We start from the raw sequence: 25,166 nt of genomic DNA on the forward strand, positions 1-25,166 counted from the left end.
TGCTGCCTCAGTTGTTGGCGTGCAGTTCTTCGTTGAGCTGAATGGCGCTCTTGTTGGTAACGCACTGAACGGCACCGGTGATGGAATCACGACGGAACAGCAGGTCGGATTTACCGGCCAGATCACGGCCTTTAACCACTTCAACCACGTTTTTCTGATCGTCCAGCACCTGAATTTTGGTACCGGCGGTGATGTACAGACCGGCTTCAACGGTGCAGCGGTCACCCAGCGGGATGCCGATACCGGCGTTGGCGCCGAGCAGGCATTTTTCACCGACAGAAATAATGATGTTACCGCCGCCAGACAGTGTGCCCATGGTCGAGCAACCGCCGCCCAGATCAGAACCGTCACCGACCACAACACCGGCAGAGATGCGGCCTTCAACCATAGAAACGCCCAGAGTACCGGCATTAAAGTTAACAAAGCCTTCGTGCATGATGGTTGTGCCTTCGCCAATGTAAGCGCCCAGACGCACACGTGCGGTGTGTGCAATACGCACGCCTTTCGGTACCACGTAATCGGTCATGCGCGGGAATTTATCCACGCTGTTTACGCTCAGCAGGTCGCCGTTCAGGCGGGCTTCCAGTTGTGCGGCCGGCAGTTCATCCAGGTCGACTGCGCCTTTATTGGTCCAGGCCACGTTGGGCAGCAGGCCGAACATACCGGCCAGATTCAGACCGTGTGGTTTTACCAGACGGTGAGACAGCAGGTGCAGCTTAAGGTAAACCTCAGGCGTGGATGTAGCCTGTTCATCGGCGGCCAGAATAGTCACCACAACCGGCTTTTCGCTTTCGGTGCAGGCGCGGGCCAGGGCAGCCTGCAGCGGATCGGCGCTGTCGAGTGCCGCAGCAAAGGCTTCCAGTTCGCCACCGTCAACATCCAGGGCAACGTTGCCTTCTTCATAGCCCAGAGCGCTTTTGGCCGCGTCAATCAGGGCAGCGGCCGGGTTCAGCAGTGGCTGCGGGTAAAATACTTCGAGCCAGTCACCTTTGCTGTTTTTGGTGCCGACACCAATGGCCAGGGCAAATGCGTTTGTCATAGTCATTCCTCAGATCGGGCGCTGATGCGCGTTCTATTTAATTAAGTCAGTTCAGAAGTTCAGGTCGGTGTATTCGGTAACACTGAAGCCAAGTACTTTGCGGCTGCCGGTATCCAGCAGCGGGCGTTTGATAATGGACGGATTATCCAGCATCACTGCACGGGCGCTGCTTTCATCAATATTGTCTTTGATGTCGTCTGCCAGTTTGCGCCATGTTGTGCCGCGCTTGTTCAGCAGGGCCTCATAGCCCAGTTCGCTGATCCAGCCATCGAGTAATTCAGGGCTTAAGCCGTCTTTCTTGTAGTCATGAAACTGGTATTCAACACCGGCGTCTTCCAGCCACTTACGGGCTTTCTTGATGGTGTCGCAGTTTTTAATGCCGTACATGGTGATCACGGTACGCTCCTGTTTGCGGATGAACATTGCGGCTGAACGCTGGCATTGGCGTTCTGGCAAAAAAGAGGCGCAAGGATACCAGAAGGTGGGAAAGGGTTCAGCCGCTGGTGATCCCTGCAGGGGTAGCTAGTCTTAAAAGGCTTGGCGATAGCGCGCGAAGGCGCTTTTTTGGGGGACAATAAGGAGACGTCTGCGTGCCGAACGTTATAACCAAAGGGAAGCATCGCCAGCTCTGGCGCTGGGTATTGCTGGCGTTGACGCTGGGGCTGCTGATCAGCCTGTTTCTGTCGGTCAAAATCAGGCAGTTAAATGCAGAGCGTCTGCACGACTCGCTGAACAGGCAGGCGCATGGCCTGACCACTCAGGTAGAGCGTCGCATTGAGCTTTATCAATACGGTCTCAGAGGTATGCGCGGCGCCATTCTTACTGCGGGTGATGACCTGAGCCGCGATCTGGTAAAGCGTTACAGTGCCACCCGCGATGTTGATGAAGAATTCCCCGGCGCCCGCGGCTTCGGCTTTATTCGCCGGGTGGCGGAAGCTGATGAAACACGTTTTATACAGACAGCTCAGGCTGATGGCTGGCCGGACTTCCGTATCCGCCAGCTCACCCCTCATGGCGGTGAACGCTTTGTTATTCAGTATATTGAGCCGGTAGAGCGTAATGACGCGGCGGTCGGGTTGGATATTGCGTCAGAACATAATCGCCGCGAAGCCGCCTGGTCATCCCTGCTCAGTGGTGAGGTACGCCTAACCGGACCGATTACGCTGGTGCAGGCAACCGGCAGCCCGCAACAGTCATTTCTGATTCTTATGCCAGTCTATCAGGGCGGTAAAACGCCGCAGACCCAGGCCGGGCGTGAACAGTTTGGCTATGGCTGGAGTTATGCGCCGTTGTTAATGGCAGAGGTGATGGAAGATCTGCGCTTGCACGAGCATAAGCTGGCGCTGGAAATTGTCGATATTACCGATGCACAGCAACCGGTCAGTTTTTTTAATAACCAAACCCCCGCTGCGGTTGCAAATATTGGCGGCTATCAGATTGAGCGCACCATTTACGGTCGCCACTGGCAATTCCGCTTCAGGGTTTATCCCTCTTTTATCCGTGAACTGAATCTGCCTTCACCAGCGATTGTTTTTGCCCTGGGTTCTCTTATCAGTGTGCTTATCAGTGCGCTGCTGGCGATGCAGATCAACAGCCGCGTGCGGCGCAGAGAGTTTCTGGCGCAGCAGAGAAGGTTGGCCTCCATCGTTGAAAGCTCGGCCGATGGCATCATCAGTCAGGACTGTCATGGTCATGTACAAAGCTGGAATCCGGCAGCGGCCAGAATGTTTGGTATTGCTGAAGCGGATGCCCTGGGACGCCCGTTAATGGAGCTGATTATTCCACCTGAATTACAGGAAGAAGAGCATCAGGTATGCGTTGCTGCCTCAAAGGGGGAACACTTGCTGCCGAAGGAGGGACAACGCTGCCGTGCCGACGGTTCATTGTTGGATGTGTCGGTTTCCTATGCCGTAATCCGCAACACGGAAGGTAAAGTGGTAGGGGTGTCGGAAAGCGTCCGCGATATCTCCGGACAAAAAGCCGCGCAGGCGAAAATCCTCGAGCTGAACACCAATCTGGAACGTCAGGTGGAAGAGCGTGCCGGCGAGGCACAACGCCTCAGTCAGCTGCTGCAAAGCGTGCTTGATTCCGCTTCTGAAGTTTCAATTATTGCCACCGACAAGAACGGTATCGTCACTCTGTTTAATCAGGGGGCTGAATGTATGCTGGGCTATCGCGCGGAAGAATTTGTCGGTGTTCAGTCGCCGGCGGTGTTGCACGCCGCAGAAGAGATTGAAGCCCGTTCGGTTGAACTGGAGCGCGAATATGGCAGAGAAATTCGCGGCTTTCGCGTCTTTGTTCATCAATCGGAACGGACGGGTGCCGAAACCCGCGAATGGACCTACATACGCAAAAACGGTCAGCGTTTGCTGGTCAGCCTGTCGGTAACGACGATGCGCGATACTGCAGGTGAGATCGTTGGTTATCTGGGCATTGCAGTCGATATCAGCGCGCGTAAAGCCAGTGAAGCAGCATTGGAAAAAAGTCTGGTGACTACTCAGGCTATTCTTGATACCGCAGTTAATCCGATTATTACCATCGATAGTTTTGGCACCATCCGCTCGTTCAATCCGGCCGGTGAACAAACGTTCGGCTATCTGGCTGAGGAGGTAATTGGCCAGAATGTCAGCCTGTTAATGCCAGAACCTTTTGCCTCACGTCACGACCTTTATATGCAGCGTTTCCGTGAAATGACCGGCAACCGGGTGATTGGTATTAACCGCGAAATTCAGGCCCGGCGTAAAGATGGCAGCGTCTTTCCGGTACAGATCAGCCTTGGTGCCATGAACCTGGGAGGGGAGCGTATTGTTGTCGGTATTATGACCGATATCAGTGAAGAACGGGCGCAGCAGAAGGTTCTGGCGGCAACCTCCGCTCAGCTGGCAATGGCGACTGAGGTTGCCGAATTAGGGGTCTGGTCCTGGACGCCGGAAAATAATGAGCTGCAATGGAACGACCGTATGTTTGAGCTGTACCAGCAACCGCTCAGCCTGCGCAGCAATGGTCTGAATTATGAACACTGGCGGATGCGCCTTCATCCGGATGATCTGGCCCGCACAGAGGAAGCATTGCAGGCTGCAGTCGAAGGCCGCGGTGTTTATGATCCGGTTTTCCGCATTGTGCTGCCGGATGGTAGTGAACGCAGTATTCAGGCCGGAGCCGCGGTTGAGCGCTTGGAAAATGGCACCTTATTGCGGGTAACCGGGATTAACCGCGATATCACCGAGCAGTTGCAGTACGAAACCCGCCTGCGTGAAGCCAAAGATGCTGCGGATGCTGCCAGTGCGGCAAAATCAGCGTTTCTGGCCAATATGAGTCATGAAATCCGTACTCCGATGAATGCTGTACTGGGCATGCTGAAACTGGTGGCACAGACCAGCCTCAGCGCACGGCAGCGGGACTATGTCACTAAGTCACAGAGTGCAGCAGGTTCGCTGCTCAGCCTGCTGAATGACATTCTTGATTACTCAAAGATAGAAGCGGGCAAACTGCAGCTCGATATTCACCCGTTTAACCTTGATGAAATCATGCGCAATTTGGCCGTGGTGATTTCTGGCAATCTGGGCAGTAAGCCGGTCGAGGTGGTATTTGATCTGGATCTGTCGCTGCCACAAACCCTGTTGGGAGACAGCAATCGTCTGCAACAGATATTAATTAACCTGGCTGGTAACGCGCTGAAATTCACCCAGAACGGATACGTCAGAGTCCGTGTGCGGCAGCTGAAAATGGTGGCTGCAGATGTTTGCTTCCGTATAGAAGTTGAAGACACCGGTATTGGTATTTCTGCGGAGAATCAACAGCGTATTTTTGAAGGTTTCACCCAGGCAGAAGTTTCAACCAGTCGCCGCTTTGGCGGTACCGGCCTGGGCCTGGTGATTTGCAAACGTCTGGCTGCGATGATGGGCTCTGAACTGAATCTGCGCAGCGAATTGGGTAAAGGCAGCTGCTTCTGGTTTGATCTGGAATTACCTGTTGTGCTGGCCGAACCTTATAAGCCGCCGGTTTTCGCTCCGGCACTAGCGGAACCGCGGATTCTGCTGGTGGAAGATCACCCTCTGAGTGCAGAACTTCTGCAGCGCGATGGCCGTTCACTGGGCTGGCAGGTTGATCTGGAACCGGATGGTAACGCAGCAGTGGCTGCGGTTGTTGCCGCTCATCGCCAGGGAAAACCTTATCAGGCCGTGCTGCTGGACTGGCGTCTGCCGGATGCTGACGGAGTGGAAGTGGCTCAGGCCATCAGCGATGCTCTGGCTGAGCAGGCACCGGCGGTAATACTGATCAGCGCCTATGGACGGGAGTTTCTGGGTGAGGTTCTCTGCAGTGACAATCCACCATTCCGCGAATTTCTCAGCAAGCCTTTGACTCCGGTGCAGCTGTCAGAGGCCGTCGCCCGTGCACTGCGCCTGCCTGAACCATCCTCTGTGCTCCCTTCAGAAAGCGAGAAGCGTCTTGCGGGCCTGCAAATTCTGGTGGTGGAAGATAATGAAATTAACCGTGAAATTGCCTTTGAACTCCTGCAGGCAGAAGGGGCTGTTGTGGATCTGGCTGAAGGCGGTTTAACGGGTGTTAATAAGGTTGTCAGCCAGAACAGGGGCTATGACGCCGTGATTATGGATATGCAGATGCCGGATATCGATGGTCTGGAAGCCACACGGCGTATCCGTGCTGACAGCCGCTTTGCCGGGCTGCCAATTGTGGCGATGACGGCTAATGTTTCAGAAGCTGACCGGCTGGCTTGTGTTGCTGCAGGAATGAATGCCCACGTAGGTAAACCAGTCAATCTGGATGATCTGGTACATGTTCTGCGGCAGTTGGTTGGGGTCCCTTCAGCGCCGGAGCCTGTGGCAATGACTATAGTTGAGGATATGGACACCCTGTTACGGCGCTTTGGCCATAACCGCCGTTTGCTGGCCAGTATGACCGAACGCTTCCTGACGGATATGAGCGCACTGCTGCAGACACTGAGACAGCAATGGCAGCAGCGGCTCTGGCAGGACAGCAGCGCGACCCTGCATACCCTTAAGGGTACTGCCGCAACCATGGGGGCTGTTGCCCTGGCGCGGCGCAGCAGCGAGCTGGAAGAGCAATTTAAAGAAATAAGTGCTGCAGATAATGTTGCAGCCGAGGATTCCGATGGTGAAGCTCTGCTCGCTGAGCTTGAGCAGTTGCTGCAGGTTTCACATCAGGCGCTGGTGGAGATGATTTCTTCTGCTGATGCTCAGCAGCAGAAAGAACAACAACCACAACAGCAAACGAGTGATAACTGGCCGGCCGAACGCTGGCGCGCAGCGTTAACTCAGCTCGGTATCCTGCTGCGGGAAAACAATATGGCGGCACTGGCCTTGATTGAACAATGGCCGCGGGCGCGTTTTCCCGGAAATACACTAAAATTCAGTAAGTTGCTGGAGCAGATTGAGCAGCTGGATTTCAGGGCAGCACAGCACACATTAACCGATGTGCAGGAGTGGGAATGAATTCAGGAAAGACACTGGCGGAGTTAATCCCTGGTCTGGCGCATAAACCACGTTTGCTGATTGTTGATGATCAGCCACTGGTTATCCGCACGCTGCATGAAATCCTGAAAGAAGAATTTGACGTCTTTATGGCCACCAGTGGCCGTCAGGCGCTGGATATGTGCAGCGAGAACCCACCCGATATTATGCTGCTTGATATTATGATGCCGGATATGGATGGCTATGAGGTTTGCACAGCATTAAAGGCCGACCAGACGCTGGAAAACTTCCCGGTGATATTTGTTACCGCACAGCAGGATGTCGTCGACGAAGTACGGGCATTTGATGTGGGTGCCGTCGATTTTATAACCAAGCCAATCAACCCTGCGCTCGTTTCTGTCCGGGTGAGGACTCACGTGGTGGTGAAATTGCAGCGTGATATTCTGCATTCAATTGCAATGCAGGATGGCTTAACCGGTGTGGCAAACCGTCGTCGTTTTGATGAGCAGGCGCAGTTGCACTGGCGTCAGGGACGGAGGGATAAGAAGCCGTTGTCGCTGATTCTTATCGATATTGATCATTTTAAACAATATAACGATCACTACGGGCATTTGGCCGGTGATAAAGCATTGCGCGATGTTGCCCATGCTCTGCGTTCTGCATTACAGCGTCCGCATGACAGCCTCTCCCGTTACGGCGGGGAAGAGTTTGCCTGTTTGTTGCCCGATACTGATAATGGCGGAGCCACGTTACTGGCACAGCGTCTGCTGGATTCCGTCCGGGCGCTGAATATTCCCCATGCCATGTCGTCTGCTGGTGAGCACCTGACCATCAGCGCCGGTGTTGCGACACTGCTGCCGGATTCCACTTCCAGTATTGAAAACCTGCTCAATATGGCCGATGAACAGCTTTATCGTGCCAAACATGATGGCCGTAACTGCGCCCGTTCAGCCGGTTTGTCAGATTAATACTCTCCGCCAGCCATATCAGCCTTATTTCTGGATATATACCCGCCAGTTCGTACAGATATCTGAGGCTTTTGTCGTATCTGTCAATCACCCTACCTGTGAGTTTTGTCAATCTGTCTATTCTGAATGCCAGACACCGGATTCACAGGGAGACTCAGCATGGGACTGCTGAAATCATTAAGCGTAAAAGGCAAATTACTGCTGTTAATTGCTGTGCCTTTACTGGCATTGCTGTCGTTGCAGGGGCGTTGGTTGCTCAGCAATCTGAATCACATGCAGGAGTTGTCCGATATTCAGGCACTGGTGCAGATTTCAGCACTGAACAGTGCGCTGGCGCACGAACTGCAGAAAGAGCGTGGTATGTCCGCAGGTTTTCTGGGCAGTAAAGGACAGACGTTTGCTCAGGCGTTGCCGCAGCAACAGCGCATAGCGGATGAGCGCATCCGTGGCTGGAGCGACTTTCTGCAACAGCAGAGTTTCAATACTTACCCCAAGCTGAATCAGGCCATCAATGATGCACAGGCTAATCTGAAAACGCTCAATACATTGCGCCAGAGTGTACTGGCGCAGACCGCAGCGTTGCCTGATGTTCTGGCGTTTTATACCCAAACCATAGACCGGCTGCTGATTGTACCGGCACTGGCCAGCGAATTTACCGGCCATGGTGAAACCGTGCGCCAGCTGCAGGCGTATTACAGTTTTCTGCAGGGCAAAGAGCGGGCAGGTATTGAGCGGGCGGTTTTAAGTAATGTATTTGCCAGAGATGCTTTTACTCCACAACTGTTCGCCCGCTTTGTTCGTCTGGTATCGGAGCAGGATGCATTTCTGCAGAGCTTTGAACGCATTGCGGATGCTCAGGCTCTGGCAGCGTACCGTCAATTCCAGCAGTCAGCTGCAGTGCAGAACGTCTCACGTTTACGTGAAAAAGCGCTGCAGGGCGACAGCGGCTTCGGGGTATCTCCCACCGACTGGTTTGCGGCAGCGACAGAGAGAATTGAGGCATTAAAAATTCTGGAAGACGGGCAGCAGCAAGCGCTGCTGGATAATGCCAGCGGGATTCTGCAGGACACCCGGCAGGAATTCTGGCTGGGAATACTGATTGCTGTTATCACCGTCAGTGTTACCGCATTGCTGGCCTTCTGGTTGTCGTATCTGCTGTACCAGCAGATACGACAACTGCATATCGGCCTGACCGCCGCAGGAAATGATCTGTGCCTTTACCAGCGGGTGCCGGTATTGCTGGATGATGAATTGGGCGAAGCCGCACGCGCCTGTAATCAGATGATGGCGCGGATGGCATCGATGGTAGAACACATCACCGCGATCTCTGAGCAGCTGACGCTGATTTCCATGCAGAACCACGTCACCATTTCACTCAGTACCAAGGGAATGGATCTGCAGCAGAATGAAACCGCGAAGGTCGTTACCGCAATCGGTCAGCTGGAGGTTGCCACCAAAGAAATTGCCGGCAATATCCAGCGGGTCGCTGATCAGTCGGATGCGGCTAACCACACGGCTGACAAAAGTGGCGAAGCGGTGCAAAGCAGTCTGAATTACATCGGTCAGCTGGATGAAAAGATGAATCAGGTATCGACGGTGATCCGCAGCCTGCACGACAGCAGCGGTGCCATTGGTGGTGTGCTGAATGTGATCAAATCCATTGCCGAGCAAACCAACCTGCTGGCACTGAATGCTGCTATTGAAGCTGCGCGGGCCGGAGAACAGGGGCGGGGCTTTGCTGTGGTCGCCGATGAAGTGCGCACACTGGCGCAGCGTACACAGGATTCAACCTCAGAAATTGAAAGCATTATCGGCCGTTTTCAGCAGGAGTCGAAACAGGCCTTTGTGGCGGTAGAATCATCACAGGAAGCGGTACAGAACACGGTAAAACTGGCTTCATCGCTGGACGAGGAACTGGGCCATATCCGCAGTGCGGTGCGAACCATCCGTGATATGAGCGATCAGGTAGCCGCAGCGGCCGAAGAGCAGGTGGCCACCAATCAGGAAGTCGCAGGCAGTGTGCGCAGTATTTATAAAATTGCCGAGCACACCGTCGCGACGTCTAACTTTATGAGAAAAACGGCGAAAGAGCAGCGGGAGCTGGCCGGCAAACTGACCAGCCTGGCGGCTGAGTTTGTGCTCAGCCCGAAATAGCACCTAAACCCTTGTGCTTAAACAGCGGTCGCCAAAGCGGCCGCAATCCTGAATTTCCTGCAGACACACTTCATGTGCCATCGGGTAACGGTGGCTTTCTGCATTGATACCTGACTGTGCCAGCAATAAGCTGGCTTCTTCGCCCAGCTCCGGGCTGACCACGGCATCATAATCACCATGAGCAATCAGCACCGGCAGATGCTGATTGGCGGCGTTTATCTGCAGCGGGCGGGCAATATAGGTTGATAACGCCATTAACCCGGCCAGTGGTTGCGGATAGCTGAAGGCGGTTTCATAAGCAACGGCTCCACCCTGAGAGAAGCCGGCCAGCAGAATCCGGCGGCTGTCGATACCCGCGGCAATTTGCTGATCGATCAGGGTGTGAATGCGTTGTACGGAGTCGCTCAGTTGCTGGCCATCAATCTGACGTCTGGGGCTGGTGGCCAGTAAATCGTACCAGCTGGGCATCACCATGCCGCCATTAATGGTTACGGGCTGCTGTGGTGCATGCGGATAAATGGCGCGCAGCACGGGGGGCTGAGTGGTATTGAAAGCCTGTAACAAATGCGGCAGCACCGGGACAAAATCATCACCGCTGGCGCCCAGACCATGCAGCCAGATAATACAGCTGTCGGCTGGTGTTGAAGGTTCCAGTACGATGCGGTCGGGAAAATTCTGGCGCTGATAGGTTGGACTGGTCATAAATGGCTCCACGAATAAGGTGGCCAGTATAACGCTTTGTTTGTCTGTGCGTTTTTCAGAGCACACGGTACATTTTCAGAGCACACGGTACATTTTCAGAGCATATGGCACATTTTCAGAGTACGCGGTGCATTTTCAGAGTACGCGGTGCATTTTCAGAGTACGCGCCGCAACAGCCGCTTACTGACGCATTTGGGCAGGACACGTGCCAGACGGATAAGCCAGCTTAACGGGCCGGGAAACAGATAGTCGTCACGGCCACTCAGAAGGCCCTGCAGCATCCGTTCTGCGCCTTTGCTTTCGCTGATGGCAAAAGGGGCGGGCATATCGTACTGGTTAACCCGTGCGGTCTGCACAAAGCCCGGATACAGCGAAATAAATTTCAGCCCTTCAGGTTCCAGCTCAACCCGGCAGCTGTCCATCAGCAAGCGGGCGGCGGCTTTGGCGGCGCTGTACGGCCCCTGCATGGGTAAGCCAATGAATCCGGCCAGAGAATTGGTATGAGCGATGGTGCCACGTAATCCGCGTTTATCCGCCTGCTGGCTGCACATGGCAGTGATCAGCGGCGGCAGAAAATTCGCCAGACTCAGGTAATTCAGTTCCATACACTGGCGGATATCGGCAACGGAGGTTTCTGCCATACGCTGCTCAGGACCAGCACCGACATTCAGCAACGCCAGATCAATACGCCCGAACTGAGTCATTGCCAGAGATACGGCATTGTTAGTGTCTTCTTCCCGGCAGGCATCACCGCAGACTGTCAGTACCTCACACTGCTGTGCGCGTAACTGATCTGCCAGCTCCTGCAGTTCGTGCTGGCGGCGGGCAAACAGAATAAAGCGGTTAGGCCTCTGTGCCAGCAACAGCGCGAGCTGGCGGGCCATGCCGGCGGAAGCGCCGGCGATCAGGATGGTTTTATTCTGCAGGTCGCTGTTCGCGCACCGACTGAACATATCAGGCGCCAAGCAGCCAGCGGGTAAAGAAGGCGACGCCGACACCGAGATAATTACCGACGATATAGCCGATGATGGCCGCGGCAAAGCCCGGCAGAATGATCTCGCGGTTTTTCAGCGCTCCGGCAATCACCGGAATAAAAGGCACCGACATAATGGCGGCCGATGAGGTGATTAAAAACGTGTCGGTATCAATATTCAGCAGGCGGCAAATGATGGCCTGCAGAATCAGTGAACCGACCAGAATAATGCTGATATAGGCAAACAGGTCGACGTTCAGGTTGGTAACAATACTGGTATCGGTCATGGTACCGGTGGTGAAACAGAACACCAGAATCAGGTACATCCCCAGCTGGAAGCTGTTGGGCAGATTGCGGATGGCCGGCACAAAAGACGCCAGCACGCCCAGCGTGGTGATGGTAATGATGGTCACCGCAGAACTCATACTGCCCGGCACCAGTGAAGCCACGCCCACCGCGATACCGACGCTGACGGCGGACAGCAGCAGAGCCAGAGCGGTCTTTGGCAGCGCTTTTACATTGGCCAGCACTTTGTAGGCGTTGGCGGTTTCATCGGCCATATGACCAAACTTTTCTTCTTCAGTGTGATAAGCGTGCTCGCCCTGACTGCGGTAAGGGCGCAGGAAGCGGCTGAAAATCGGCTTGGCCAGTGTCATCACAAACATCAGATACAGTGCCGACAACAGAATGTCGTAGGTGATCATGGTGGTGAAGATATTTTCATCGGCTTCGATAGCGGTCTTGATGGCGGCCATATTCGGCCCACCACCGGTGTAAGCGCCGACCGACATGCCGGCAATCTGCCAGACGTTGGCCAGCGAATCCGCATAAATAAAAGCCCCGGCGGCACTGGCAATAATGACGGCAATTAAGGCCACACCCATGCTTTTCATCGTGTCGCCGGCCATACCGAATGAGGCTTTTACATCAATGGAAAACACCAGCAGCGGCAAGGCCAGTGCGATGGCAATTTCTGACAGATTGGTTTGTACGGTCTTCAGGGTTTCGGCACCCGCCAGGTCCGGCAACATTCCGGTGGCGGCCAGGGCAATACCACTGGCAAATGACAGCACAACCACGCCGGCTTTATCCAGCCAGCTGACACGCTGGCAAAGAACAACCAACAGCGCTGGTACCAGCAGGTAGGCAATCAGGGTAATAACAGCAGACACGATGATTCCTCGGTATTTTTATTGTAGGGATAATGGCTGGTCAGGCATTCAGGGTTTCTGTGCCCGGCAGGCTCTGCAGCTGGCTGGTGGGCGGGAACTTGTCCGGATAACTGAATACCGGCCACCATTCGCTGATCCGGCCCTGCTCATACAAAGCAATATTGCCGAATTGCAGGAATACGGATTCGCTCTGGGTCGGACGGAAAAACAGATAATCGTCAGGTTTAATGTCATGGCCGTCCGGTAACTCGTACAGTTCCTGGTTACTGGAATGGCCAAAAATACTGGCGCGCTGGCACGGAGCAGGATAGCAGGGCTGCGCCAGCCAATTGCCGCCATAAATAAAACAGGCCTGATGAGGCAGGCGGCCAAATACCCGCAGCAGACGGGATAAGCCACTGGCCATCGGGATTTCCGGGTCTTTAACCACCTTCAATACCGGTGCGGCAATAAAGACCGCCGGCTGGTGATGCTCCAGTGTGAATACATCAAAATCGGTCGGCTTAACCAGTGCTGAGGCCGTGGCAATTTCGTTAACCAGACCAATGCTGTCCTGCTCGTAGAGCGGATAGGTTGAACTGCCGCCGGTATTCAGACAAAGCCCTTCCAGAGCGTCACTGCCAAGGGTGTCTGTAATCAGTGTGGTGAACTGGCGATAGCTGTTCTTTGCCTGTTCGAGTGCTTTTTCGCTACCGCCGAGAAAGGCCGGAATTTTACTGATATGAGCTTCGTAGCCCATCAGACCTGACAGTGTCAGCAGAGGAGAGGCGGCAATGGTTTTCAGCGCGCGGACAAACAATTCATCAGGCTGAAAGCCTCCACGGTGCAGCCCTACATCAATTTCCAGATTGATACGCAAGCGCAGGTTAAGCTCCTGGGCCAGAGCTGCGTATTGCTGCAGGCGCTCGTTACTGTCGATCAGCCACTGCAGCTGCAGTTCCGGAGCAAAGCACATGCTGCTGGTTTGCTGGCTGTGCCATTGATAAAAATGGCGTACGGCGGCAATCGGCATGGGTTTACCCATCAATACATCTGCAGCCGGAATATGTTCAACCAGATGCATCAGAAACGGCAGATGAAAACTCATTAAGCGCTGAGTGCCGGTGCGGCGCATCACGTATTGCAGCATTGGAATGGAAGGCAGCGACTTAGCCACAATGCGGTAATCGAAGCCGCGGTTAAGCACATCGATCAAATGATCAATGTTGCGATCCAGGCGTTCTTTATCGATAACCAGTGTGGGGGTGCAGATACCAGCCTGCTGTAAACCCCGTGTCAGATTCTGAAAATACATTTGAGTCATGGACTGTTCCGCTATAAGCATGGGGCTGATCACTGATGTTTCTTTTTATTGGTGGTACATATGTACCATATTTTTTTGAGAGCGTCATGATCCAGTTATGCCACAGCCGCTTTATTCAACCCAGAAGCTGGCCGCAGGTGACCTGCACTGGCCGGTCTTAAGGGGGTTGTGAGGAGAGGTGATGAGTTCGCTGCCTGACAGATTACAGGCATAAAAAAAAGCGCCATACAGGCGCTTTACTATCAACCGCAGGCTGGTTACAGCCAGATCGCGCGGAAGATAAAGAAGAAGATAATCGACAGTAAGGCACCAGCAGGCAGGGTTACCAGCCAGGAAACGAAGATAGAGCCGATTTTGCGGTAGTTCAGGGCATCGGTACCCATGGCCAGACCAACACCCAGGATTGCGCCAACCAGAACATGAGTCGTGGAGATTGGCAGGCCGGTGCCGGAAGCAACAACAACGGTGGTGGCGGCAGCCAGGGTGGCGGCAAAGCCACGGCTAGGGGTCAGTTCGGTAATGCCGGAACCGACGGTGGCGATCACACGATGACCAAAGGTCACCAGACCAATCACAATGCCCACCGCGCCGACCAGCAGAATCCACATAGGAACCGCTGCTTTGGCGGCAATTTCACCACTGTGACTGACCACACTGTATACCGCGGCAACCGGACCAATGGCATTCGCCACATCGTTGGAGCCGTGAGCAAAAGCCATGGCGCAGGCGGTAAAGATCATCAGAACAGCGAATACTTTTTCAACGTTAGCCAGATGGATCTCTTCAGACACTTCCGGATCGGCATGGATGCGGCTGACAAAGAAACGGCCAATCGCCATAACGCCAACACCGATCAGCAGGGAGATCCAGATAGCATCAGTGAAATCCAGCTTCAGACCCAGATGTTTGAGGCCTTTCAGCAGGGTTACCATGGAGATAACAAAGCCGACCAGCATAATGTAGAACGGCACCAGACGTTTGGACTGAGCAAAAGGGTCTTTGGTGTCGTGAATAAAATGTTTGACGCTTTTGTAGAGGACGTAAGAAATCGAGCCGGCAATCACTGGGGATACAACCCAGCTGGCGGCGATGTTGCCAACCTTGCCCCATTCAACGGCTTCCATGGAGATACCGACGGCGGCAAAACCAACAATAGCACCGACGATAGAATGCGTGGTGGATACCGGCCAGCCTGCATAAGAGGCGATTAACAGCCAGGTTCCTGCCGCAAGCAGAGAAGCCAGCATGCCGAATACCAGCAGCTCGGGGTGTCCCGACATGACCGCCGGATCAATGATCCCTTTACGGATGGTTGCGGTGACTTCGCCTCCGGCAAAAAACGCACCGGCAAATTCGAAGACAATGGCAATAAAGACAGCTTGCTTGATGGTGATGGCTTTGGAACCAACTGACGTTCCCATGGCATTGGCAACATCATTTGCACCAATTCCCCAGGCCATAAATACACCGAAAATGCAGGCCAGGATGATAAATAAATGTCCCTGGTCGGCTATAAGTTCCATTGTGAACTCCTCGAAAAAAAGCGCGCGCATTCTAACGCAGGCATGGCGAAGTGCCTAGAACTTGTTTCTTAGTTGAAGGGGAACTTTTGTCAAAAAAGGTCTGTCTGCGGTGAGCTCAGTCACCGCAGCACATGATCTGTAAATCAGACGGGGGTAAGAGGTATCAGACGGGCGCTGTGCTGCTGGCCGTAGCGGCGCATCTGCCACAGACTCAGAGCGATAAAAGCAATACTGCCACCTACCCACAGCACAGAGCTGAGCGGGTGCTGAGGGAGGCTGCCAAGCTGATACACAATCACTGCGGTGGTATAGGCCAGCCCGGTGCTCCAGCCAGCGACAAACAGCATCCAGCGTAAACCGGCTTCCCGGACCATCGCGCCAAGGGTCGCAACACAAGGGGTATAGAGCAGTACAAATACCAGATAGGAGAAAGCGGCCAGCTGGCTGCCAAACAGCGCATCCATGGTCGAGAAGGTGGTGGTATGTACCCCCTGTTCTTCACCCTGGTCGGCGCTGATCAGGCTCAGGCCGAGCGGATCAAGCAGGTTATCGGCGAGGCCGGCAATATTATCCGGGATGGTCTGCAGTGCTTCGAGCAAGCCAGCGCTGAGCGAGTATTCACTGTCGGCGCTGGTCTCCGGGCTGTACAGCGCATCCAGTGTGCCCACGACAGCCTCTTTGGCGAAGATGCCAGTGATAATACCGACGGTGGCAGCCCAGTTATCTTCCTGTACGCCCAGCGGTTTAAAGACCGGGGTAATCACATGAGCAATTTTCGACAGCACTGAATTTTCTTTATTCTGGTTACCGAAGGAACCGTCACTGCCCAGTGAGTTAAGGAAGCTCAGTACCACTACCACGGTAATAATGGTTTTACCGGCGCGCAGACAGAAGGATTTCAGCCGCTCCCAGGTTTTGATCAGAATGCCTTTGACCGTTGGAATATGGTAAGCCGGCAGCTCCATAACGAAGGGGGTCAGGTCGGGTTTGAACAGCGTGTTCTTCAGCGCAATACCGGTCAGCAGGGCCATCACAATGCCCAGCACGTAAAGGCTGAACACCATAAAGGCACCGTTTTCAGTAAAGAACGCGGCGGCAAACAGGGCGTACACCGACAGGCGCGCACCACAGGACATAAAAGGCGCCATGGCAATGGTGAGCAGACGGTCTTTATGGGTATCCATGGTGCGTGCGGCCATCACCGCCGGTACGTTACAGCCGAAACCGACAATCAGCGGCACAAAAGATTTACCCGGCAGGCCGACGGCGCGCATCAGGCGATCCATCACAAAGGCCGCGCGGGCCATATAGCCTGAATCTTCGATCACCGATAAAAACAGGTACAGACCGCCGATTACCGGGATAAAGGTAGCAACCAGCTGAATACCACCACCAAGACCATCGGCCAGCAGGGTTGCCAGCCATTGCGGGGCGCCGATGCCATCCAGCAGATAATGTGTGCCGTCAACAAACACCGTGGCAAAGGCGATATCAAAGAAATCAATAAAGGCACCGCCAATGTTAATGGCGAAGGTGAACATCAGGTACATCACGCCAAAAAAGAACGGTATACCCAGCCAACGGTTCAGTACCCAGTCGTCGATGCGTTCACTCAGTGTCCGGCCTTTGGTATTGACCGTCAGTGACTGCTGCAGAATATGCTGAATCGAGCGGTAACGGCTGTTGGCCATTAATACGTCAATCGGCTGACCATGCTGTTTTTCCAGCGACTGACGCAGTTGCTGGGCTAATGCCAGAACGGCAGTGCGGCGTTCGACCGGCAGCACTTCGCTGGCGTAGATGTCGTTTTCCAGTACGCGGGTAGCGCTCCAGAACGGATTGGCCACGGCTTCCTGCAGTTGTTCTTTCAGCTGGTTAACGGCCTGCTCAAAGTCGCTATCCAGACGCAGCAGTGGCGTGGCAACGGTGGCATGTTCCAGATGATGGGCCAGGATGCGGCACAACTCTTCGATACCGCGCCCGGTAGAGGCAACAATAGGTACCACCGGCACACCGAGCTGCTGTGACAGCAGCTGAGTGTCAACATGAATACCTTCGCGCTCGGCAACATCGAGCATATTAACGGCACAGATAACCGGTACGCCCATATCCAGCAGCTGTGAGGTTAAGAACAGATTACGCTCAAGATTGCTGGCATCAAGGATATTAATGATCAGCTGGGCTTCGCCGCTTAAGGCAAATTCGCGGGCAATTTTTTCATCGGTCGACAGTTCATCGTCGTGACTGTCGAGGGCGTAGGTGCCGGGCAGGTCGACCAGTTTATGGCTGACACCGCGCAATACCAGATTGCCTTCTTTACGCTCAACGGTTACGCCAGGCCAGTTGCCCACTTTTTGTTTGGCACCGGTCAGGGCGTTGAAAAGGGTGGTTTTACCGCAGTTCGGATTGCCGATGACACCAATAACAGCTCGGTTCATACGATGACTTCTACCTGAATAATGGAGGCTTCCTGCTTACGCAGGCTGACAGAGGCGCCGCGCAGCTGAATCTGCATCGGATCACCTAACGGAGCGAAGCGCCGTACTTCGATCTGAGCACCCGGCATCAACCCGAGGGCCAGCAGTTTACGGCGGAAGTTGGCTTCGGTGGCGGTAAATCCGATGATACGGGCCTGGGTACCAACGCTGAGCTGATCAAGAGTTTGCGATGTCATGCTGATCCGGCGGGAAGGAGTAAACAGAAAAGATGATAATGTTTATCATTTGATTGCACAAGAGGCCCTGCGCTTATTCATAGATTCCATTGTCTCATGACAAGGTCGTGCAATTTATTGGTGCTTTAACCGATAAGTTCCTGCGTTATTCGTATGTGTTTATAAAACAGTCTGTTGTCATTTATATGTTGAGTTTTATTGATTGTTTAATATATGACGGCACCGCTATAATCACGGCGGAACGTAATATCTCCGAACTGTACGGCGTTTGCCGTAATAGTCCGCGTGAATACCCTATTCTTAGTATTGATATCCTATTTACAGATATCAGTCGTATTACTATGCCGTTAACACACAGAGGTTAAGCAGTGAGCGTATTTGACATTGATATTGATAAGCAGATTAAACAGCACCAGCAAAAAATTCAGGAGCTGGAGCAACTGCGTAAAGATCAGGAACATAAGCTGGAAGGCCTGAAAGAGTTCGACGTTACCATTAAACGTCTGTGTAATCAGAATCGTCTGACGGAAGAAGAACTGTACGTTTCCCGCTCAGAGCAGATTGAAGCCTGGCTGGTTGGTATGGCCAAGCAGGACAACCCTTCGTCAATTTATAACAATCTGAAAAAGCATTTTGCCCGCACTGCGCCACGCGGACCAAAAGCCGTTAAAACCGAGAAAGAATCTTCTCTGCCAAAACCAAAGCTGCCGGTAGGTACTTACCGTAATCCGGCTACCCAGGAAAAAGTCGAAAAAATTAAGCGTAATCCACGTCAATTGGACGAATGGATTGAGCTGCACGGTTTTGCCGTTGTTCGTACCTGGAAAATCGATTAATCCATTACAGTGATTAGCGATTAATAAAAAAGGGAGCTTAGCTCCCTTTTTTATTATCTAACTGCTTCTATGCCAGTACAAAGCGGGCGATACGAGCCTGAGGTTGTACGTCCGTCAGTTTTACCCGTACCGACTGGCCAAGGATAAAGCGTTGTTCTTCGTTGCGGTGTGTCAGGGTTTTGGTTTCGAATGTCCAGCCGTTACCGGCCTTACGACGGTCGATTGTTCCTTCGATACCGGTATTGTCCAGACGTACGGTGAAACCGGTTGAGTTCATATGCACAATGCTGGCGTCGTACAGCTGTTCTTTATCCTGTTGTGCGAGCCAAAGCAGTTTCAGCCAGGTTTCCGCCTGATTGGCGGCCATACGGGCATTGCTTTGCGCATTCTGGATATTCAGCAGAATACTTTCATCCGGCAGTTGCACGCTGCTGTCTGTCAGCAAGGCTTTTACAATGCGGTGAATCAGCAGGTCGTTGTACTTGCGCAACGGCGAGGTAAAGGTGGTGTAGTACGCAAAGCCCAGACCCATATGCGGCTTGGCATCCAGCGATAAATTACTGCGCTCCAGCTGGCGGCTGATAATCATACGCAATGGTAAGTCGCTGTTGCTGGCATCCGCCTGTTGCATCAGGCTGACATAGTCTTCCAGACTGTTGAGGCTGGGTTTTTTCTCCAGTGGCAGATGTTCTTTTAATAACGCAGCCACTTCACCCTGGCGTTCGGTACGGACACCGGCGTGTTCAATAAAGAAGCCACTGCCTTTTTCTGCCAGCCAACCGGCAACCGCACGGTTACAGGCCAGCATGCATTCTTCTACCAGACGATGGGCCTGATTGCGCTCGATACGCACAATGTCTTTAACCTTGCCTTGCTCATCGGTGATGAGTTTAAAGTCCGGGCGGTCTTCCATCACCAGACAGTGGTTCTTACGGAAGGCGGCCAGTGCGCGGGCGCAGTTATCCAGGTGCACCAGATGACCATGCAGTTCGGCCGGAATATCACTGCTTTCGCCATCAATTAATTGTGCAACCTGGTTGTAACTGAGTTTGGCGCGGCTGCGTATGGTGGCGTTATAGATATGAATCTGTTCGATCTCACCGGCTTCACCGATGCGCAGTTCAACCGCCATGGCCGGACGCAACTGGTCAGCCTGCAGAGAACAGAGCTGTTCAGATAATTCCGCTGGCAGCATAGGTACAACCTGATCGGGGAAATACACCGAGGTTGCGCGCTGCAGGGCCGCATGATCGAGCGCTGTACCGGGCTGAATTAACGCCGCCGGATCGGCAATGGCAATCCACAGAGCCCAGCCCTGACTGCGGGCTTCGGCATAGAGTGCATCATCAATATCACGGGTGCCTGCCGAGTCGATAGTAACAAAGGGCAGATGAGTCAGGTCTGTGCGCTCGCTCAGAATATCGTCCAGCCCTTTAGCGGTCAGCTCGGCGACCTGAGTGCTGACGGCATCGTCAAACTCAGTAGGCAACTGCCACTTGGCCTTGATAAAGGTTTGCTCAATATGGGCGTCGGTTGGCTTACCTATAATGGTATCGATATCTGCCTGAGCTTTACCTTTCGGGAATGGATGCTGGCTGATATGAGCCTTTACCAGATCACCATCACTTGCATTCATGCGCTTGGCCGGCGGCACAAAAATCCAGCGATTAAGAGTAGGGTGATCAGCCTCCACGAAGTGACCTTTACCCCGCACAATGTATTTGCCGAAAAATTCGTTCAGCTCGGTGCTCAGCAGTTTTTCAATAATTGCCTGTTCTTTGCCTTCGCCTGCGGGTTCAACCCGGAATTCAATACGGTCGCCGGGCAGGACTTTATCCATTTCATCCGGGGCGAGAAAAAACTGCTGGCCATCGTCGGTATTGACGAAACCAAAGCGGCCACCGGTAGAGCGTACCCGGCCCTCAAAGTGGGGCGTGCTCAACTGGATTTCCTGCTTCAACGACTGTAATTGCGAGAGGGCGTTTTTATCGAGCATCCGCACTGGACCATGACTGAAAATAAAGGAGCAGGAGTTTACTGGATCGGGCCGTTCAGAGCTACCGCAGAGCAGGGGAACATCGGATTGTGAATCTGTTCCGCTTTAAGTGGTTCATATGTACCAAATGTATTCACCTAAGCGGACAGCGCAGTGCTTTATTGAGCCAAACCGTATTTTGCGCTGGAAAAGACATTGCCCTTGTAATACTTCTGACTCAGAAATGTAGTCCTATGCCCACAATAAAATACGACAATACAAGGTGCCCTAATGTCTAACCGAGCTGATCTGAGCCGCCGTAGTTTTTTAAAGTCTGTTGCCGCCGGTGCCGGCGCAGTTTCCGTTCCTGCCGCATTAACCGGCTGTTTTGGTGACGATGACGACGATAAACGTGACCTGACCGTGTTTGTATTTGGTCATGGCGTGGCCTCTGGTGATCCTCTGGCTGATGCCGTGATCATCTGGACCCGTGTAACCCCATCCGACACTGGTGCTGAAGCTCAGGTAGGTTGGGTCGTGGCAACCGACGAAGCCATGAGCAACGTGGTGGCCAGTGGTTCTGTTTACACCGACAGCCGCCGCGATTTCACCGTGAAAGTCGATGTTACCGGCCTGAATGCCGATACGCTGTACTACTACCAGTTCGCCGGTAAAGACGGTGCTGTCACTCCGGTTGGTCAGACCCGCACTCTGCCAGTCGGCAGTGTGGATAGTGTGAAACTGGCGGTGTGCTCCTGCGCCAACCTGCCCGCCGGTTACTTCAACGTCTACAACGAAATTGCTAACAGCGATGCCGATGTTGTGGTGCATCTGGGTGACTATATCTATGAGTACGGTGCTAATGAGTATCCACCTGCTGCCGCTCAGGTTCGTGACCCTGACCCGTTGGTTGAAACCCTGACCCTGACCCATTACCGCGCCCGTTACGCCAAATATCGTACCGATACCGCGCTGCAGCTGGCACATCAGAAAAAGCCGTTTATCTGTGTCTGGGATGACCATGAACTGGCCAACGATACCTGGAAAGGTGGCGCTGAAAACCATGATGAAGACGAAGGCTCTTTTGAAGAACGTCGTGCCGCAGCTATTCAGGCGTACCACGAGTGGCTGCCAATCCGCAGCGGCAGCGATACCGCCAAAATCTGGCGCGCCTTTGAGTTCGGCAATCTGGTCAACCTGACCATGCTGGATACGCGTATGTATGCCCGCGATAAAGTGCTGTCCTACTCTGATTACACGACGATTGTGGATGGTAAGCCCGTTATTGATGCGGCAGCCTTTCAAGCAGCGTTGGCCGATCAGGGGCGCGGCTTGCTGGGCAGTGAACAACAGCAGTTTGCCATTGGCTCAATATTTAATAATAACGCCATCTGGCAGGTGCTGGGTCAGCAGGTGCTGATGGGACGTATTTTTATTCCACAGGAACTGCTGGTCGGTCTTGGCCAGATTGAGGCAACCATTTCAGCAGGTGGTGATGCCTCGGCAGCCCAAGCGCAGGTTGCCGCACTGCTTGTCGAGCTGGCGACGATCAAAGGACGTATTTTAGGTGGCGATCCATCCGTCACTGCAGCGGAGCGTTTAAGGGTTGAGGCGACGGCTCCGTACAATCTGGATGCCTGGGATGGCTATTTCCCGGCCCGTGAACAAATTCTGCGTCGTGCCCAGTACTTTAATAAGAATCTGGTGGTGCTGGCGGGGGATACCCATAACGCCTGGGCCAGTGATCTGTATACCGCCAATGACAGCGGAGAGGTGCAGCATGCTGCGGGTTCCGTTGGGGTAGAATTTGCGACCTCTTCGGTCACCTCGCCGGGCTTTGAAACCTATGTCGGTTTTGGCGCTGATACGGCTATGCAGGCTGGTTTCGAACAGGCGGTAACAACCCTGGTCGATGACCTTAAATACCTCAACTCCGCCCAGCGTGGTTATATGCTGGTGGAATTTACTCCGGCGAAATCCAGCTGTGAATGGATTTACGTTGATACCATTACCAGCGAGACCTATACCGCCTCGGTACAGAAGAAAATGGAAGTTAAGCCTGGTCAAGGTAAGCGTACCCTGACTAACGTTCCTCTGGTTTCCTGATTCGGCATACTGAGGTACAGAAAAGGCCGCAATCGCGGCCTTTTTCTTTTTACGCCCGGTACAGATTTACCCAGCGGAATTCATCCAGTTCGTCGAGGTCAGGTACGGTGAAGGATTCACTGCGGCCGGTGGCCTGATAAGGCGGAAAATGAAAATCCCTAACGCGTGAGTCGGCGACGATGACTTGCTGCGCCTTCTGGCGAAACACTTCCAGTAATGGCAGGTTGGCGCGGTCGTACAGCACATCAGCGGCAATCAGCAGGTCGAGGTCTTCGTCAAAGGCGAATAAGTCCGGATGCAGGCGATAACCGACGTTATTCAGCCGCGCATTGGCGGCGCAGGATAACAGCGCATCAGGGTCGATATCGCAGGCGATGACTTCGCGCGCGCCTGCCAGTACACAGGCGATGGCGACCACACCGGAACCGGCACCGAAGTCCATGACCTTTTTACCGGCGACCCAGTGCGGGTTGGCAAGAATCTCCCGCGCCAGCACCTGACCGCTGGCCCAGCAGAAGGCCCAGTAAGCGGGGTAGGTCTGAATTCGCAGGATTTCTTCCTGACTGAACGCCCGGCGCATGCTCTCCGGTTCAACCAGCCAGAGGCTGATTTGCGGACACTGTGGCAGTGGCTGTGCGCTGACGCGGGCATCGTCGAGCATGGTGCTGATGGCCTGATTCAGCTGCTGCTCGTCCTGCTCTTTGTGGTGTGGCTGTGAGCTGGTGTTCATGCGTTGCTTTCCGTACCAAGGTTGATGCTGTCGCCGGGGCGGGCGACCTGATAGCCAGCCTGCTCCAGCGCTGCGGCGGCCTGTTCATTGGCATAGTGATAAAGCACGAAGCGCTGACGCAGTGCGGGTGGATATTCGCGCGCCAGATCGTCCAGACCGGTATGGGAAGGATTGGGCTGAAGGCCGCAGTCATGGAAGATCCGCTCCTGACCGCTCATCTCATGGCAGAGAATTTCCGGTATTGGGCGGGTGTCGCCACTGTAAAACAATACGCCGGGCAAATGCAGGGCATAGCTGGAGCCGGGCTGGTGGTGGCGTGTGGCGTGCAGCCGGAAGGTCAGATCCTGATGAATAAAAGTATCGGTCACCGGCAGCAACTGAAACGACTGCCAGAAGTTGTGCCCGCCTTCGGCCATGGCGCCCGGGTAGGTTGCCAGCCGCTGATGCAGTAAGGTAATCAGAGTAAGCGGCACATATAAACGTATGGGAGGGTGCTCCTGCAGTCGTGCCTGAACCGTCAGAATCTCCAGATCGGCGATATGATCAAGATGGCCGTGGGTGATAAAGATCGCTTGCGGCAGGCGTTTATAGTGCTTCTGGTAAGCACTTAAGGTGCCGTAACCACAGTCAATCAGCAGTACGGGTTGCTGGTTAAGTTCCAGTACCGCGGCGGAGCAGCCCATGTCGGGTTGGCCGCCGCTGCCGGTACCCAGAAATTTGAGCGAATAATCGGATGCGTTTCGGGTCATAATAGGCCATATCAGCGCAGAGAAATGAGGTGCATTATGTGGCGTCCAAAACTGATGTCTATCCCCACAGCCGATCAGGCGTTGCCGGGCAGGGCTGAACCTCTGTATCAGGTGCCGCTGCAGCATTATGTGAACGGTAACCTTATCGCCGGTGAACGTCCGGCCGGAGTCAGTGAGATTCTGCTGGGCATGGGTTGTTTCTGGGGGGCTGAGCGCAAGTTCTGGTCTCTGCCCGGTGTTTATTCAACGGCGGTGGGATATGGCGCCGGGCATACGCAGCATCCGACCTATGAGGAAGTCTGCAGTGGTATGACCGGCCACAATGAACTGGTGCGGGTCTGGTTTGATGAGCAGCAGCTGACGCTGGAGCAACTGCTGGCGGTGTTCTGGGAAAGTCATGATCCGACTCAGGGCATGCGTCAGGGCAACGATATCGGCACCCAGTACCGCTCCGGCATTTATCTGTCGCAGGCCGCAGATCTGGCACGGGCTGAGGCCAGCCGGGAGCACTATCAGCAGCGCTTATATGCCTCCGGCATGGGGGATATCACCACCGAAATTCTGGTTGATGTGCCATTTTATCTGGCCGAAGGCTATCACCAGCAGTATCTGGCCAAAAATCCCAATGGCTATTGTGGACTGGGCGGCTGTAACGTCAGTTTTGACTGACCGCTCAGGGCGGCAGGATTTTTAACAAGGAGTTAATCATGCGGGCAATGGCTGTTTATCAGCTGAAGGGCGGGGTTGGTAAAACGACTACTGCAGTGAATCTGGCGGCGCTGGCAGCGCGGGACAAGATTCCAACCCTG

At 53.9% G+C, this 25,166-nt stretch carries 19 protein-coding genes; 7 read left to right on the top strand and 12 right to left on the bottom strand.

The window, feature by feature from the left end:
* Positions 1-7: 7 nt before the first annotated feature.
* Both dapD and B3P58_RS12725 read right to left on the bottom strand, forming a co-directional pair.
* Positions 8-1,039, bottom strand: a complete 1,032-nt coding sequence (gene dapD, locus B3P58_RS12720) for a 2,3,4,5-tetrahydropyridine-2,6-dicarboxylate N-succinyltransferase (RefSeq protein WP_286717921.1) — start codon at positions 1,037-1,039, stop codon at positions 8-10.
* 51 nt (positions 1,040-1,090) lie between these two features.
* Entirely contained in the window at positions 1,091-1,426 is a 336-nt protein-coding gene (locus B3P58_RS12725; protein WP_255605610.1) for an ArsC family reductase, read from the bottom strand.
* A 203-nt stretch (positions 1,427-1,629) separates the two neighbouring features.
* On the opposite strand from B3P58_RS12725, the gene B3P58_RS12730 reads away from it, so the two are divergent.
* From B3P58_RS12730 to B3P58_RS12740, 3 genes are all read left to right on the top strand, one after another.
* Positions 1,630-6,513, top strand: a complete 4,884-nt coding sequence (locus tag B3P58_RS12730; protein ID WP_286717924.1) for a PAS domain S-box protein — start codon at positions 1,630-1,632, stop codon at positions 6,511-6,513.
* A complete protein-coding gene (locus tag B3P58_RS12735) occupies positions 6,510-7,460 on the top strand; it encodes a diguanylate cyclase domain-containing protein (protein ID WP_286717927.1) in 951 nt (316 codons plus the stop codon). The genes B3P58_RS12730 and B3P58_RS12735 overlap by 4 nt, the downstream gene beginning before the upstream one ends.
* Positions 7,461-7,619: 159 nt before the next feature.
* A complete protein-coding gene (locus tag B3P58_RS12740; RefSeq protein WP_286717929.1) occupies positions 7,620-9,614 on the top strand; it encodes a methyl-accepting chemotaxis protein in 1,995 nt (664 codons plus the stop codon).
* 3 nt (positions 9,615-9,617) lie between these two features.
* Here the strand turns inward: B3P58_RS12740 and B3P58_RS12745 are convergent, their stop codons facing one another.
* The 7 genes from B3P58_RS12745 to B3P58_RS12775 form a co-directional block, all read right to left on the bottom strand.
* Positions 9,618-10,316, bottom strand: coding sequence for an alpha/beta hydrolase (locus tag B3P58_RS12745; RefSeq protein ID WP_286717930.1), 699 nt, complete (start codon positions 10,314-10,316; stop codon positions 9,618-9,620).
* A gap of 155 nt (positions 10,317-10,471) precedes the next feature.
* Positions 10,472-11,269, bottom strand: a complete 798-nt coding sequence (locus B3P58_RS12750) for an SDR family NAD(P)-dependent oxidoreductase (protein WP_286717932.1) — start codon at positions 11,267-11,269, stop codon at positions 10,472-10,474.
* Position 11,270: 1 nt separating this feature from the next.
* A complete protein-coding gene (locus tag B3P58_RS12755) occupies positions 11,271-12,461 on the bottom strand; it encodes a DUF819 family protein (protein WP_286717933.1) in 1,191 nt (396 codons plus the stop codon).
* A gap of 40 nt (positions 12,462-12,501) precedes the next feature.
* Entirely contained in the window at positions 12,502-13,764 is a 1,263-nt protein-coding gene (locus B3P58_RS12760; RefSeq protein ID WP_225690905.1) for a DSD1 family PLP-dependent enzyme, read from the bottom strand.
* A gap of 257 nt (positions 13,765-14,021) precedes the next feature.
* Positions 14,022-15,287, bottom strand: coding sequence for an inorganic phosphate transporter (locus B3P58_RS12765; RefSeq protein WP_145470061.1), 1,266 nt, complete (start codon positions 15,285-15,287; stop codon positions 14,022-14,024).
* A 143-nt stretch (positions 15,288-15,430) separates the two neighbouring features.
* The gene (gene feoB, locus B3P58_RS12770) at positions 15,431-17,725 is read right to left on the bottom strand and encodes a Fe(2+) transporter permease subunit FeoB (RefSeq protein ID WP_225690904.1); all 2,295 of its coding nucleotides are present in this window, start codon (positions 17,723-17,725) and stop codon (positions 15,431-15,433) included.
* Complete coding sequence (locus B3P58_RS12775; protein ID WP_145470063.1) at positions 17,722-17,961, bottom strand: FeoA family protein; 240 nt, start codon at positions 17,959-17,961, stop codon at positions 17,722-17,724. The genes feoB and B3P58_RS12775 overlap by 4 nt, the downstream gene beginning before the upstream one ends.
* 368 nt (positions 17,962-18,329) lie before the next feature.
* Here B3P58_RS12775 and B3P58_RS12780 point away from each other — a divergent pair, with 368 nt between their 5' ends.
* The gene (locus B3P58_RS12780; protein WP_145470064.1) at positions 18,330-18,797 is read left to right on the top strand and encodes a hypothetical protein; all 468 of its coding nucleotides are present in this window, start codon (positions 18,330-18,332) and stop codon (positions 18,795-18,797) included.
* 67 nt (positions 18,798-18,864) lie between these two features.
* Here B3P58_RS12780 and B3P58_RS12785 read toward each other — a convergent pair whose 3' ends face one another.
* Positions 18,865-20,793, bottom strand: coding sequence for a VacB/RNase II family 3'-5' exoribonuclease (locus B3P58_RS12785; protein ID WP_225690903.1), 1,929 nt, complete (start codon positions 20,791-20,793; stop codon positions 18,865-18,867).
* A 270-nt stretch (positions 20,794-21,063) separates the two neighbouring features.
* On the opposite strand from B3P58_RS12785, the gene B3P58_RS12790 reads away from it, so the two are divergent.
* Entirely contained in the window at positions 21,064-22,878 is a 1,815-nt protein-coding gene (locus tag B3P58_RS12790; RefSeq protein WP_286717939.1) for an alkaline phosphatase D family protein, read from the top strand.
* A gap of 49 nt (positions 22,879-22,927) precedes the next feature.
* On the opposite strand, the gene B3P58_RS12795 is transcribed toward B3P58_RS12790, so the two are convergent.
* Positions 22,928-23,608 carry a class I SAM-dependent methyltransferase gene (locus B3P58_RS12795; RefSeq protein WP_286717940.1) on the bottom strand — a complete coding sequence of 227 codons (681 nt, stop codon included), beginning with the start codon at positions 23,606-23,608 and terminating at the stop codon, positions 22,928-22,930.
* On the bottom strand, positions 23,605-24,357 hold the full coding sequence (locus B3P58_RS12800) for an MBL fold metallo-hydrolase (protein WP_286717942.1): 753 nt from the start codon (positions 24,355-24,357) through the stop codon (positions 23,605-23,607). The genes B3P58_RS12795 and B3P58_RS12800 overlap by 4 nt, the downstream gene beginning before the upstream one ends.
* A gap of 36 nt (positions 24,358-24,393) precedes the next feature.
* On the opposite strand from B3P58_RS12800, the gene msrA reads away from it, so the two are divergent.
* Together msrA and B3P58_RS12810 are read left to right on the top strand one after the other, a co-directional pair.
* Positions 24,394-25,026, top strand: a complete 633-nt coding sequence (msrA, locus tag B3P58_RS12805) for a peptide-methionine (S)-S-oxide reductase MsrA (protein ID WP_286717945.1) — start codon at positions 24,394-24,396, stop codon at positions 25,024-25,026.
* 38 nt (positions 25,027-25,064) lie between these two features.
* Positions 25,065-25,166 (top strand): ParA family protein (locus B3P58_RS12810; protein WP_414716573.1); only part of this gene is annotated, 102 nt, incomplete at its 3' end.

This window comes from Thalassolituus sp. UBA2009 (assembly GCF_002335285.1).
Classification (GTDB): domain Bacteria; phylum Pseudomonadota; class Gammaproteobacteria; order Pseudomonadales; family Oceanobacteraceae; genus Venatoribacter; species Venatoribacter alkanivorans.